The sequence below is a fragment of the Streptomyces sp. WAC 01529 genome (genome assembly GCF_003945545.1).
Classification (GTDB): domain Bacteria; phylum Actinomycetota; class Actinomycetes; order Streptomycetales; family Streptomycetaceae; genus Streptomyces; species Streptomyces anatolicus.
This window is the reverse complement of sequence record NZ_CP029617.1, coordinates 4222369-4235258: the sequence shown is the minus strand read 5'-3', so window position 1 is coordinate 4235258 and position 12890 is coordinate 4222369. Positions and strand designations below refer to the sequence as shown.

The window sequence follows — 12890 nt, the reverse complement described above, 5'->3', positions numbered from 1 at the left end:
TAGGAGGACCGGGGTGCCCAGGGGGCCCGGGTCGCTCAGGAGGTCCAGGTGCTCCAGGTGCTCCAGGCGTTCCTGGCGGGCCGGGTGGCGCAGGAGGCGCGGGAGGAACGGCTGCCGCAGGGAGCCTGGGGGACCCAGGAGGCCCGGCATGCGCACGGGGCGCAGGCGCCGCAAGGGGCTCGGGCCGCACGGCGGGTCCAGGGTGCGCGCGGGGCGCTGGCGCCGCCGGATGCCCGGGGCGCGCGGGGTTCGCGGGGGACGCCGGGGGCACGGCATGTGCGCGAGGCGCTGGAGCGGCAGGGGACCCGGGATGCGCGGCAGGCCCACCGTGCGCGCGAGGCGCAGGCCCGGGCGGCGCGGGGTTCACGGAGGGCGCCGGAGGCCCCGCGTGCCCGCGAGGCGCAGGCCCCGCCGGAGGCCCAGCAGGCGCGCGCGGCGCAGACCCCGCCGGAGGCCCAGCGTGCGCGCGCGGCGCTGGACGCGCGGGAGGGCCGGGTGAGGCGGTGTCTGCGGAGGGGGCGGGAGGAGCGTTACCCGCCGGGCCCGGGGGGCCGGGGCGCGCCGCCTCCGTCGCCCTCGTGGCCGGCGCGGCACCGAGCATCGCCCCGCACACGGCGGCGGTCACGGCAGCGGTGACGAGTACGGCGCCGGCGCCGACCGCACGGCGCGAGATCATGGACGAGGGCATAGCCGAGAGCATCCGCGCCCGCCCCGCGTCCGTCCACGACCCGGAGGCGACCTGCCCGCCCTGTCACCCGTTCATCTGATAAACCGACCCCTGCGCTCCCCCATCCGGGGCGGCCGGACGGGACCCCGAGGGCCCCACCCCCTCACCCGTACATGCGCCGCATCGCGAAGTCGACCATCTGCTCCACGGCCTTCGCGTCGAAGACCATGCGGTGCTCGCCCTCCATGTCCAGGACGAAGCCGTACCCCGTGGGCAGGAGGTCGATGACCTCCGCGCCCGTGATCACGAAGTACTTGGAGTCCTTGCCCGCGTACCGCCGCAGCTCCTTGAGGGAGGTGAACATCGGGATGACGGGCTGCTGGGTGTTGTGCAGCGCGAGGAAGCCGGGGTTGTCGCCGCGCGGGCAGTAGACCTTCGAGGTCGCGAAGGCCTGCTGGAAGTCCTCGGCGGACATCGAACCGGTCGTGAAGGCCCGCACCGCGTCCGCGAGCGACGGGGGCGAGGGCTCGGGATACAGGGGAGGCTGCTGGCCGTACCCACCGCCCGGCATGCCCTGCATCTGCTGCGGCGGCGGCTGCGCGCCCGGCGGAGCGTACTGCTGCTGGGCGCCCGGGTTCTGGTCATAGCCATACATGGGTGGAAGCCTACTGAGTCACAGATGGGCGGTTAGGGGTTGCGCCTTATTACCGACGGGTAGCATCATCGTAGCTACTTGCTGGTATTCCATCCCTTTCCTGCTTACGGAGCCTTCGCCATGGGCCACTACAAGTCGAATCTCCGCGACATCGAGTTCAACCTCTTCGAGGTGCTCGGCCGCGACAAGCTGTACGGCACCGGCCCGTTCGCGGAGATGGACGTCGACACCGCCAAGAGCATCCTGGAGGAGCTGCGCCGCCTCGCCGAGAACGAGCTGGCGGAGTCCTTCGCGGACGCCGACCGCAACCCCCCGGTCTTCGACCCGGAGACCAACACCGCGCCCGTCCCGGCGTCCTTCAAGAAGAGCTACCAGGCCTTCATGGACTCCGAGTACTGGCGCCTCGGCCTGCCCGAGGAGATCGGCGGCACCACCGCGCCGCGCTCCCTGATCTGGGGCTACGCGGAGCTGCTGCTCGGCGCGAACCCGGCCGTGTGGATGTACTCGTCGGGCCCGGCCTTCGCCGGCATCCTCTTCGAGGAGGGCAACGAGGCGCAGAAGAAGATCGCCTCGATCGCCGTCGAGAAGCAGTGGGGCTCCACGATGGTCCTGACCGAGCCGGACGCCGGTTCGGACGTGGGCGCGGGCCGCACCAAGGCCGTGCAGCAGCCGGACGGCTCCTGGCACATCGAGGGCGTGAAGCGCTTCATCACCTCCGGTGAGCACGACATGTCGGAGAACATCCTCCACTACGTCCTCGCCCGCCCCGAGGGCCACGGTCCCGGCACCAAGGGCCTCTCCCTCTTCCTCGTACCGAAGTACGAGTTCGACTGGGAGACCGGCGAGCTGGGCGAGCGCAACGGCGTCTACGCCACGAACGTCGAGCACAAGATGGGCCTGAAGGCCTCCAACACCTGCGAGATGACCTTCGGCGACCAGCACCCCGCCAAGGGCTGGCTGATCGGCGACAAGCACGACGGCATCCGCCAGATGTTCCGCATCATCGAGTTCGCGCGGATGATGGTCGGCACGAAGGCCATCGCGACGCTCTCCACGGGCTACCTCAACGCCCTGGAGTACGCCAAGGAGCGCGTCCAGGGCCCCGACCTGGCCCAGTTCATGGACAAGACCGCGCCGAAGGTGACGATCACTCACCACCCGGACGTGCGGCGCTCCCTGATGACGCAGAAGGCGTACGCGGAGGGCATGCGCGCGCTCGTGCTGCACACCGCGGCCGTCCAGGACGAGATCCAGGTCAAGGAGGCGGCGGGCGAGGACGCGTCGGCGCTGAACGCCCTGAACGACCTCCTCCTGCCGATCGTCAAGGGCTACGGCTCGGAGAAGTCGTACGAGCAGCTGGCGCAGTCGCTCCAGACGTTCGGCGGCTCGGGGTACCTCCAGGAGTACCCGATCGAGCAGTACATCCGTGACGCCAAGATCGACACGCTCTACGAGGGCACGACCGCGATCCAGGGCCAGGACTACTTCTTCCGGAAGATCGTCCGCAACCAGGGCGCGGCGCTGAACGGCCTCGCAGAGGAGATCAAGAAGTTCCTGGCGGTCGGCACGGGCGGCGAGACGCTGGCCGGCGCCCGCGAGGAGCTGGCCAAGGCCGCGGTCGAGCTGGAGGCCATCGTCGGCGTCATGCTGACGGACCTCGCGGCGACCGAGCAGGACGTGAAGTCCATCTACAAGGTGGGCCTCAACACGACGCGTCTGCTGATGGTCTCGGGCGACGTCGTCGTCGGCTACCTGCTGCTCCGCGGTGCCGCGGTCGCCGCCGAGAAGCTGGAGACGGCCTCGGCCAAGGACAAGGCGTTCTACGAGGGCAAGATCGCGGCGGCCAAGTTCTTCGCGACGACGGTGCTGCCCGGGGTGGCGGCCGAGCGGAAGCTCGCCGAGGGCGTGGACCTGGACCTGATGACCCTGGACGAGGCGGCCTTCTAACCCCTCCCCCTCCCACACGGAAGCGGCCCGCCCCCACCCCGGGGTCGGGCCGCACCGCGTTCCCCCCGGCGGACGGAACCTCCTACGCTGCCGCGCGCCCTCCACCACGCGCCCGTCCACCACACGCCCGGGCAAATCCCAGACGCGCCCCACCCCACCCCCCACCCCACACACCCATGCCCCGAGCATCATCGAGGCCGAACCCCCAACCCCACCGCGGAGGCGAACGCCCCCAGCCCCACCGCCCAGGCACCGTCGCGCAGAGACAACGCCCCCTGCCCCGGCGCTCCACAGCGGATGCCTCCCACCCACCGGCCGCCACCCGGACACCGCCGTGGAGAGCGAACGCCCTCCGTCCCGCCGCTTCGCGGCGGATGCCCCCCACCCACCCACCCGTTTACCCGGCACCTCATGAGCGGGGAACGAGCAGGCTCTCGTCCGGCTCCTGGCCAGCGCGGGCCAAACGGGCGGGCGGGGAACACCCACCGCGAAGCGGCAAGCACGTCCGGCTCCCGGACAGCGCCGGGCAAACGGGCGGGCGGGGAACACCCGCCGCGAAGCGGCAGGCTCGTTCGGCTTCTGGGCAGCACGGGGTGCACGGGTGGGCGGGTGGGCGGGTGGGGAACACCCGCCGCGAAGCGGCAAGCTCGTTCGGCTCCTGGACAGCACGGGGTGAACGGGCGGGCGGGTGGGAAGCACCCACCGCGAAGCGGCAAGCACGCCCATCTCCTGGGCAGCACGGGGTGAACGGGCGGGCGGGTGGGAAGCACCCACCGCGAAGCGGCAAGCACGCCCATCTCCTGGGCAGCACGGGGTGAACGGGCGGGCGGGTGGGGAACACCCGCCGCGAAGCGGCAGGCACGTTCGGCTCCTGGACAGCGCGGGGTGCACGGGTGGGTGGGTGGGGAGCATCCACCGCGAAGCGGTGGCGCCGGAACCCACCCGCGGTGAGCAACCCATCCCCGCCCCCCAGCGGGGCCCCCGCACCCAAGCAAGGCAAGCCCCCAGCCAAGGCAGGCCCCCGGCCAGGTAACGCGAGGCCCCCCACCCCGCCCCGGGGACCAACACCACCCCGACACCGCTCTGGCTAGGCTGGCAGCCATGCGCACATCCTCCGGCCCCACCGGCCCCTTCGACCGCGGCCACACCGAAGACCTCATGTCCTTCCTGGCGGCGAGCCCCTCGCCGTACCACGCCGTGGCGAGCGCCGCCGAGCGGCTGGAGAAGGCCGGCTTCCGGCAGGTCGAGGAGACCGACGCCTGGGACGGCACGAGCGGCGGCAAGTACGTGCTGAGGGGCGGCGCCATCGTCGCCTGGTACGTCCCGGAGAGCGCCGCCCCGCACACCCCCTTCCGCATCGTCGGCGCCCACACCGACTCCCCGAACCTCCGCGTGAAGCCGCAGCCCGACGCCGGCGCCCACGGCTGGCGCCAGGTCGCGGTGGAGATCTACGGCGGGCCGCTGCTCAACTCCTGGCTCGACAGGGACCTCGGCCTCGCCGGCCGCCTCTCGCTGCGCGACGGCACCTCGCGGCTGGTGAACATCGACCGCCCCCTGCTGCGCGTGCCCCAACTCGCCATCCACATGGACCGTTCCATCGCCGCCGACGGGCTCAAGCTCGACAAGCAGAAGCACATGCAGCCCATCTGGGGCCTGGGCGACGACATCCACGAGGGCGACCTCATCCGCTTCCTGGAGGAGGAGAGCGGGCTCGGCGAGGGCGATGTCACCGGCTGGGACCTCATGACGTACTCCGTGGAGCCGCCGGCGTACCTGGGCCGTGACCGCGAACTCGTCGCGGGCCCCCGCATGGACAACCTCCTGTCCGTGCACGCCGCGACGGCCGCCCTCACCGCCGCCGCGGCCCGGGACGACCTCACCCACATCCCCGTACTCGCCGCCTTCGACCACGAGGAGAACGGCTCCCAGTCCGACACCGGCGCCGACGGCCCGCTGCTCGGCGGCGTCCTGGAGCGCTCCGTGTTCGCCCGCGGCGGCACGTACGAGGACAGGGCGCGCGCCTTCGCCGGCACCGTCTGCCTCTCCTCCGACACCGGCCACGCCGTGCACCCCAACTACGCGGAGCGGCACGACCCGACGCACCACCCCCGCGCCAACGGCGGCCCGATCCTCAAGGTGAACGTCAACAACCGCTACGCCACGGACGGCGCCGGACGCGCGGTCTTCGCCGCCGCGTGCGAGAAGGCGGGCGTGCCCTTCCAGACGTTCGTGTCGAACAACGCGATGCCGTGCGGCACGACGATCGGACCGATCACCGCCGCCCGGCACGGCATCAAGACGGTCGACATCGGCGTCGCGATCCTGTCGATGCACAGCGTGCGCGAGCTGTGCGGCGCGGACGACCCCCACCTGCTGGCCAACGCCCTCGTGGCCTTCCTGGAGGGCTGAGGCTCACTTTCCGTGTCCGCATTCCGTGTGGTGAGGGCGCGGCCGGGTACACGGTGCAGCGCAGCCACGACCACAGGGAGGCGGTCCATATGGGCCTGGGCGGATGCATCATTCTCATCGCCGTGGGCGCCATTCTCACGTTCGCGACCGACTGGGAGATGGAAGGCCTCAACGTCACCGTCGCCGGTCTCGTGATGATGGCGGTGGGGCTCATCGGCGTCGCCGCGTTCACCAGCATCGCGCGGCGCAGGCGGGCGGTGGTGCCACCGGCCGCGCAGACGACGGTCGTCGACCCCGACCAGGAGCGCAGGGGTTACTGACCCACCGACGGGTGACACGGCCGGGCCGCGCCCGGTCCGTGTCGGTTTCGGGGTAGTGATGGCGGCATGAAGCTTCTCGTACGCGATCGCTTGTTCGGCATCGGTGACGACTACTGGATCGAGGACGACCGGGGCCGCAAGGTCTTCCTCGTCGACGGCAAGGCGATGCGCCTGCGCGACACCTTCGAGCTGAAGGACGCGCAGGGCAGGCTCCTCGTCGACATCCACGCCAAGATGTTCGCCCTGCGCGACACCATGGTCATCGAGCGGGAGGGTCAGCCGCTCGCCACCATCAGGCGCAAGCGCCTGTCCCTGCTGCGCAACCACTACCGCGTGACGCTCGCCGAGGGCACCGAACTGGACGTCAGCGGCAAGATCCTCGACCGCGAGTTCGCCATCGAGTACGACGGTGAACTCCTCGCCGACATCTCGCGCCGCTGGTTCAGCGTGCGCGAGACGTACGGCCTGCACATCGTGCGCGAGGACGCCGACCCGGCGCTGCTGCTCGCCGTGGCGGTCTGCGTCATCCGCCTCGCCGAGAAGGAGCGCGGCGAGGACGACTGAGCGTCAGCGCCCCAGGAGCCGGTCCTTCAGCGCCGGGAACTGCTCCCGCGTCGCCGCGACCTTCGCCGGATCGAGGTCCACTGTCAGGACCTCCTCGCCGTCCCCGGCCTGCGCGAGCACCTCGCCCCACGGGTCGACGACCACGCTGTGCCCGGCCTGCGGCACGCCCCCGTGCGTACCGCCCGTGCCGCACGCCAGGACGTACGCCTGGTCCTCGATCGCCCGGGCGCGGGCCAGCACCAGCCAGTGCTCGCGCCGCCGCTCGGGCCACCCGGCGGGCACCACGAACATCTCGGCGCCCGCGTCGACGAGCCCCCGGAACAGCTCGGGGAAGCGCAGGTCGTAGCAGGTGGCGAGGCCGAGGGTGGCGGCGGGCGTCCGTACCGTGACGAGCTGCGAGCCCGCGCTCATCAGGACGGCCTCGCCCTTGTCGAAGCCGAAGCGGTGGATCTTCCGGTAGGAGGCGGCGAGTTCGCCCTCGGGAGAGAAGACGAGCGAGGTGTTGTAGAGGGCGCCGTCGGGGGCCTGCTCCGGGACCGAGCCCGCGTGCAGCCACACGCCCGCGTCGCTCGCGGCCTTCGCCATGGCCTCGTACGTCAGGCCCTTCAGCGGCTCGGCCTCGCTCGCGAAGGACTCGTACGCGAAGGCGCCCGTGGTCCACAGTTCGGGGAGGACGACGAGGTCCGAACCCTCGCGCCCGGCCACTTCGCGCACCAGCGAAGAGACGCGCGCCCTACGGGAATTGACCGGTTCGTCCTCGTCTACGACGATCTGGATGAGAGAAGCGCGCACACTACCACCGTCCTGGCATTCGGCCCGTCAACGCAGGCCTACGATCGTCACACGAAAGCACTGCCGGGGTGCCTGCGGGCAGCGTAACTTAACGTCTCAGACACCCACCGCCCGCGTACGACCGCCGAGGGGTCCCGTGAGTCTCCATCCCAGCCTGCAAACCTACGCCGATGCCTGGACCCATTCCGTGGAAGCGATATCGGAGCTGGTGACACCGCTCGCCGAGGGCGAGTGGAACTGGGCCACGCCCTGCCCCGGCTGGTCGGTGCGCGACATCGTCTCCCATGTCATCGGCCTCGACTGCGAGATGCTGGGTGATCCGCGCCCGATCCACACGCTGCCCCGCGATCTGTACCACGTGAAGAACGAGAAGCAGCGGTACATGGAGATGCAGGTCGACGTGCGGCGCCACCACACCGCGCCGGAGATGACCTCCGAACTGGAGTACACGATCATCCGCCGCTCCCGGCAGCTGCGGAACGAGTCGCGGGACCCGGGCCACAAGGTCCGCGGCCCGTTCGGCTCCGAGCAGACCCTCGAACTGGCCATGCGGATGCGGGCGTTCGACGTGTGGGTGCACGAGCAGGATCTGCGTACGACGCTGAAGAGGCCCGGCAACCTCGACTCCCCCGGTGCGTATGTCGCCCGTGACCTGCTTCTTCAGGGCCTCGCGAAGGTCGTCGCCAAGGAGGCGGGCGCGCCCGCGAACTCGGCGGTCGTCTTCGATGTGAGCGGCCCCGTGGAGTTCCTGCGCACGGTCCGCGTGGACGCCGAGGGCAAGGGCACGGTGGACAACGCGCCCTCGCTGGGCCCGCTCGCCACCATCGGCCTCGACTGGGAGACGTACTTCAGGCTGGCCTGCGGCCGGGTGAAGTACGCGGCGGTCGCCGACCGGATCAAGTCCGAGGGCGACCAGGAGCTCGCGGAGGCGATCCTGCGGAACTTCGCGGTCACGCCCTGAGGCCTGCCCTGAGATCTGCCCTGAGGGCTGCCCTGAGGTCTCAGGCGGGGACGTGCACGGCCTCGACACGGCTGGCGACAAGCTGCTCCCGCTCCCGCCGGACCACCCTGGACCTGAGCCGCAGGATCTGGCAGAGCCCCACCGCCTCCAGCACGAAGACCGCGGAGAACGCCACGCGGTAGTCGTCACCGGTCGCGTCGAGGAGCAGGCCGATCGCGAGCAGCGTCGTCATGGAGGCGACGAAGCCGCCCATGTTGGTGATGCCGGAGGCCGTTCCCTGGCGCTCCGGCGGGTTGGCGGGCCGCGCGAAGTCGAAGCCGATCATGGAGGCCGGCCCGCACGCGCCGAGCACGGCGCACAGGACGATCAGCAGCCACATCGGGGCGTGGCCCCCGGGGCAGGCGAGCGTGGCCGCCCAGGCCGTGGCCGTCGCCCCGATCGTGCCGAGCGCCAGCGGGAGGCGCGCGGCGTGGTGCCGGGCGACGATCTGGCCGTAGACCAGGCCGATCACCATGTTGGAGAGCACGACGAGGGTGAGCAGTTCACCGGCGGCCGCCCGGGACAGGCCCTGCGCCTCGACGAGGAACGGCAGGCCCCACAGCAGCAGGAAGACCATCGCGGGGAACTGTGTGGTGAAGTGCACCCACATCCCGAGCCGGGTGCCGGGTTCCCGCCAGGACAGGGTGATCTGCTCGCGCACGAAGGCCGCCCCGGTGTGCTCGGCGGGCGCGGGCTCGTGGCCCTCGGGGTGGTCCTTGAGGAAGAGCGTCATCAGGACGAAGACGACGACACCGCACAGCGCGCTGCCCGCGAAGGCCGCGGTCCAGCCGACGGAGTGCAGCAGCCGGGCGAGGACGAGGGTGGAGACGAGGTTGCCCGCCATGCCGACGAGCCCGGCGAGCTGGGCGACGAGCGGGCCGCGCCGCGCCGGGAACCAGCGGGTGCCGAGCCGCAGCACGCTGATGAAGGTCAGCGCGTCCCCGCAGCCGAGCAGGGCGCGGGAGGCGAGCGCCATCGCGTACGAGGGTGAGAGGGCGAAGCCGAGCTGTCCGACCGTGAAGAGCACGACGCCGATGGTCAGCACCTTCTTGGTGCCGAGCCGGTCGACCATCAGGCCGACGGGTATCTGCATCCCCGCGTACACGAGCAGTTGGAGGATGGAGAAGGTCGAGAGGGCGGACGCGTTGACGTGGAACCGGTCGGCCGCGTCGAGCCCGGCGACGCCGAGCGAGGTCCGGAAGATGACGGCGACGAAGTAGACGGCGACCCCGATCGACCAGACGACCACGGCCTTCCTGCCCCCGGGGGGATCCCCCGGGAGGGAGACGGGCGAGGAGGCCGAACTCACCGGACCTCCCCCCGCGCCAGGTTCTGGAACCACCCGACGTGCCGGGTGACCACGGCGACCGCCGCCTCCGCGTCGCCGCAGCGCAGCGCCGCGAGGATCTCCTCGTGCTCGGAGAGGGTCTTCGCGATCCGGTCGGGGTGCGAGTGCATCACCGCGACCCCCATCCGCAACTGCCGGTCCCTGAGCTGGTCGTAGAGGCGCGAGAGGATCTCGTTCCCCCCGCTGCGCACGATCTCGGCGTGGAAGCACCGGTCGGTGACCGCGGCCGCCGCGAAGTCCCCGGCGGCGGCCTGCTCCCGCTGCCGGGAGAGCAGCGCCGTCAGCCGCTCCACGAGCCCCACCGGCGCCGGCACGGCCTTGCGCACCGCGTGCGTCTCGACGAGCAGCCGGGTCTCGACGACATCGGCGATCTCCTGCGCGGAGACGGGCAGCACGAGGGCCCCCTTCTTCGGGTAGAGCCGGAGCAGCCCTTCCACCTCCAGTTTCAGCAGCGCCTCGCGCACCGGCGTGCGGGAGACCCCGACGGCCTCGGCCAGCTCGCCCTCGGTGAGGAGCGTGCCGCCCTCGTAGCGGCGCTCCAGGACGGCTTGCTTCACGTGCGCGTAGACCCGGTCGGCGGCGGGCGGCTGCTTGATGGCGGTGACTGGCATGCGCACAGCATAGATACAACACGTATACGCGGAAATCCTCGTCCACATGGCGGACCGCACAGAAAAACACGGGGCATCCGGCACATCCATTGCCCCCTCTCGCTCGTCTTACGAATGAGCGGCCCCTCCATGTGGCCGCAATCCAGGGGCATTTGGAGCAGAGATCTTGAATACCGGCATTAAGGGCGTACGTCGCGTATCAGCCGTTACCCTCACCGCGGGCGCGGTTCTGGCGGGCGGAGTCCTCACCTCCCCGGCGCACGCGGCCGCGCCACCGAAGCCGTCCATCGCCGCCAAGGGCGGCTATGTGATGAACAACGGCACGGGCAAGAGCCTCTTCACCAAGTCCGCCGACACCCGGCGCTCCACCGGCTCCACGACGAAGATCATGACGGCGCGCGTGGTCCTCGCCCAGCCGAACCTCAACCTGGATTCCAAGGTCACGGTCCAGAAGGCGTACAGCGACTACATCGTCGACAACGGCTACGCCTCCTCGGCCCGCCTGATCGTCGGCGACAAGGTCACCGTCCGCCAGCTGCTGTACGGGCTGATGCTCCCCTCCGGCTGCGACGCGGCGTACGCCCTCGCGGACAAGTTCGGCAAGGGCACGACCCGTTCGGCCCGCGTGAAGAACTTCATCGGCCAGATGAACTCCACGGCCAGGACGCTCGGCCTGACGAACACGCACTTCGACTCGTTCGACGGCATCGGCCACGGCCAGAACTACTCCACGCCGCGCGACCTCACCAAGCTCGCCAGCAACGCGATGAAGTACTCCACGTTCCGCACGGTGGTGAAGACGAAGGCGACCACCCAGAAGGTCACCACGAAGTCCGGCGGCTACCGCAACATGGCCTGGGAGAACACGAACAAGCTCCTCGGCTCCTACAGCGGCGCCCTCGGCGTGAAGACGGGCTCCGGCCCCGAGGCGAAGTACTGCCTCGTCTTCGCGGCCACCCGCAACGGCAAGACGGTCATCGGCACCGTCCTGACCTCGTCCTCGGCGGCCAACCGCCTCTCGGACGCCAAGAAGCTGATGGACTACGGCTTCAAGGTCGCCTGACGCGCATACGGGAAAGGGGGCCCGCCGCGGTGATCGCGGCGGGCCCCCTTCTCACTGCTCGGGCGGGGACTACGCCCAGGTCAGCAACCGCTTCGGCCGCTCCAGGATCGCCGCCACATCGGCGAGTACCTTGGAGCCCAACTCCCCGTCCACCAGGCGGTGGTCGAAGGAGAGCGCGAGCGTCGTCACCTGGCGCGGCTTGACCTTGCCCTTGTGGACCCACGGCTGGAGCTTGATCGCGCCGACCGCGAGGATCGCGGACTCGCCGGGGTTGAGGATCGGCGTGCCCGTGTCGACGCCGAAGACGCCGACGTTCGTGATCGTGACCGTGCCGCCCTGCATGGCGCCGGGCGACGTCTTGCCCGCCCGGGCCGTGGAGACCAACTCGCCCAGGGACTCGGCCAGTTCGGGCAGGGTCTTGGCGTGCGCGTCCTTGATGTTCGGCACGATCAGACCGCGCGGGGTGGCCGCGGCGATGCCGAGGTTCACATAGTGCTTCTGGACGATCTCCTGGTTGGCCTCGTCCCAGGCGGCGTTGACGTCGGGGTTCCGCCTGATCGCCACCAGCAGGGCCTTGGAGATGAGCAGCAGCGGATTGACCCGCAGCCCCTCGAAGGCCCTGTCCTGCTTCAACTCCTCGACCAGCTTCATCGTCCGCGTCACGTCGACCGTCACGAACTCGGTGACGTGCGGCGCGGTGAACGCCGAGCCGACCATCGCCTGCGCGGTCGCCTTCCGGACGCCCTTGACGGGGACGCGGGTCTCCCTGGCGTCCGCGCCGACCACCGGGGCGGGCGCGGCCACGGGGGCGGGTGCCTCCGGTGCCTGCGGCGCGGGCTCGGCGGCGGCCGGGGCCACCGCCGCGTGCACGTCCTCGCGCGTGATGATCCCGTCGGGCCCGGAGGGCGTGACCGTCGCGAGGTCCACGCCGAGGTCCTTGGCGAGCTTGCGGACGGGCGGCTTGGCGAGCGGCCGGACACCGTGGCCGTTGAGCCCGCCCTCCTGTTGTGGGCCATCGTTCCGCACGGCGGAACGGGGGGGCACAACCCCCGGCTCCGGCGCCACGACAGGGACGTCCACCGATTCGCCCCTGCGAGCCCGGCGCTTCGTCGAGGCCTCGGCGACCCCGTACCCCACGAGCACGGGCTGGCGCCCCTGGGGCTCGGCGGGCTCGGGCTCAGGCGCGGCTTCAGGCGCGGGCGCACTCACCGGCTCAGGCGCCACCGAGGCCCCCGCCCCCGCCCCGCCCGACTCGTCCACCGAGATGATCACCTGGCCGACATCGACCGTCGTCCCCTCGGGAAAGCGCAGCTCACGCACGACACCGTTGAACGGAATGGGCAGCTCGACGGCGGCCTTGGCCGTCTCGACCTCGCACACGACCTGCCCGTCGGTGACGGTGTCACCGGGCGCCACGTACCACTTGAGGATCTCGGCCTCGGTGAGCCCCTCGCCCACGTCGGGCATCTTGAACTCGCTCAGAGCAGCGTCTGTCATCGTCGTCACGACCTTCT

12 protein-coding genes are annotated in these 12890 nt (G+C 71.1%); 7 read left to right on the top strand and 5 right to left on the bottom strand.

What is annotated here, in order from left to right:
* Nucleotides 1-578 precede the first annotated feature (578 nt).
* Nucleotides 579-767, top strand: coding sequence for a hypothetical protein (locus DMA15_RS19120; RefSeq protein WP_125514017.1), 189 nt, complete (start codon nucleotides 579-581; stop codon nucleotides 765-767).
* Between the two features lie 63 nt (nucleotides 768-830).
* On the opposite strand, the gene DMA15_RS19115 is transcribed toward DMA15_RS19120, so the two are convergent.
* Nucleotides 831-1322: an SseB family protein gene (locus DMA15_RS19115; RefSeq protein WP_055563227.1), complete on the bottom strand. Its 492-nt coding sequence runs from the start codon at nucleotides 1320-1322 to the stop codon at nucleotides 831-833.
* Nucleotides 1323-1442: 120 nt separating this feature from the next.
* On the opposite strand from DMA15_RS19115, the gene DMA15_RS19110 reads away from it, so the two are divergent.
* The 4 genes from DMA15_RS19110 to DMA15_RS19095 all read left to right on the top strand — a co-directional run bounded on the left by DMA15_RS19110 (nucleotide 1443) and on the right by DMA15_RS19095 (nucleotide 6562).
* Nucleotides 1443-3269, top strand: a complete 1827-nt coding sequence (locus tag DMA15_RS19110; RefSeq protein WP_125514016.1) for an acyl-CoA dehydrogenase — start codon at nucleotides 1443-1445, stop codon at nucleotides 3267-3269.
* Nucleotides 3270-4370: 1101 nt separating this feature from the next.
* Nucleotides 4371-5678, top strand: a complete 1308-nt coding sequence (locus tag DMA15_RS19105; protein WP_125514015.1) for a M18 family aminopeptidase — start codon at nucleotides 4371-4373, stop codon at nucleotides 5676-5678.
* Nucleotides 5679-5767: 89 nt separating this feature from the next.
* Complete coding sequence (locus DMA15_RS19100) at nucleotides 5768-5998, top strand: hypothetical protein (RefSeq protein WP_125514014.1); 231 nt, start codon at nucleotides 5768-5770, stop codon at nucleotides 5996-5998.
* A gap of 66 nt (nucleotides 5999-6064) precedes the next feature.
* Nucleotides 6065-6562: an LURP-one-related family protein gene (locus DMA15_RS19095; RefSeq protein ID WP_125514013.1), complete on the top strand. Its 498-nt coding sequence runs from the start codon at nucleotides 6065-6067 to the stop codon at nucleotides 6560-6562.
* A 3-nt stretch (nucleotides 6563-6565) separates the two neighbouring features.
* Here DMA15_RS19095 and DMA15_RS19090 read toward each other — a convergent pair whose 3' ends face one another.
* The gene (locus DMA15_RS19090; protein ID WP_125514012.1) at nucleotides 6566-7354 is read right to left on the bottom strand and encodes a carbon-nitrogen family hydrolase; all 789 of its coding nucleotides are present in this window, start codon (nucleotides 7352-7354) and stop codon (nucleotides 6566-6568) included.
* A gap of 136 nt (nucleotides 7355-7490) precedes the next feature.
* Between DMA15_RS19090 and DMA15_RS19085 the strand changes: the two genes are divergently transcribed.
* Nucleotides 7491-8315 (top strand): maleylpyruvate isomerase family mycothiol-dependent enzyme, encoded by an 825-nt coding sequence (locus DMA15_RS19085; RefSeq protein ID WP_125514011.1) that lies wholly within the window; start codon nucleotides 7491-7493, stop codon nucleotides 8313-8315.
* A 40-nt stretch (nucleotides 8316-8355) separates the two neighbouring features.
* Here the strand turns inward: DMA15_RS19085 and DMA15_RS19080 are convergent, their stop codons facing one another.
* Together DMA15_RS19080 and DMA15_RS19075 are read right to left on the bottom strand one after the other, a co-directional pair.
* Nucleotides 8356-9663, bottom strand: coding sequence for an MFS transporter (locus tag DMA15_RS19080; RefSeq protein WP_125514010.1), 1308 nt, complete (start codon nucleotides 9661-9663; stop codon nucleotides 8356-8358).
* A complete protein-coding gene (locus tag DMA15_RS19075) occupies nucleotides 9660-10313 on the bottom strand; it encodes a GntR family transcriptional regulator (RefSeq protein ID WP_125514009.1) in 654 nt (217 codons plus the stop codon). The genes DMA15_RS19080 and DMA15_RS19075 overlap by 4 nt, the downstream gene beginning before the upstream one ends.
* A gap of 166 nt (nucleotides 10314-10479) precedes the next feature.
* Here DMA15_RS19075 and DMA15_RS19070 point away from each other — a divergent pair, with 166 nt between their 5' ends.
* Nucleotides 10480-11376: a serine hydrolase gene (locus DMA15_RS19070; protein ID WP_125514008.1), complete on the top strand. Its 897-nt coding sequence runs from the start codon at nucleotides 10480-10482 to the stop codon at nucleotides 11374-11376.
* Between the two features lie 69 nt (nucleotides 11377-11445).
* Here the strand turns inward: DMA15_RS19070 and DMA15_RS19065 are convergent, their stop codons facing one another.
* Nucleotides 11446-12882, bottom strand: coding sequence for a dihydrolipoamide acetyltransferase family protein (locus DMA15_RS19065; RefSeq protein WP_125514007.1), 1437 nt, complete (start codon nucleotides 12880-12882; stop codon nucleotides 11446-11448).
* Between the last annotated feature and the right edge of the window lie 8 nt (nucleotides 12883-12890).

What these genes read in the sequence shown, in the direction of transcription:
- DMA15_RS19115 (WP_055563227.1), bottom strand. Translation starts at nt 1,322, where the DNA reads ATGTATGGCTATGACCAGAACCCGGGCGCCCAGCAGCAGTACGCTCCG.
- DMA15_RS19110 (WP_125514016.1), top strand. Translation starts at nt 1,443, where the DNA reads ATGGGCCACTACAAGTCGAATCTCCGCGACATCGAGTTCAACCTCTTC.
- DMA15_RS19105 (WP_125514015.1), top strand. Translation starts at nt 4,371, where the DNA reads ATGCGCACATCCTCCGGCCCCACCGGCCCCTTCGACCGCGGCCACACC.
- DMA15_RS19100 (WP_125514014.1), top strand. Translation starts at nt 5,768, where the DNA reads ATGGGCCTGGGCGGATGCATCATTCTCATCGCCGTGGGCGCCATTCTC.
- DMA15_RS19095 (WP_125514013.1), top strand. Translation starts at nt 6,065, where the DNA reads ATGAAGCTTCTCGTACGCGATCGCTTGTTCGGCATCGGTGACGACTAC.
- DMA15_RS19075 (WP_125514009.1), bottom strand. Translation starts at nt 10,313, where the DNA reads ATGCCAGTCACCGCCATCAAGCAGCCGCCCGCCGCCGACCGGGTCTAC.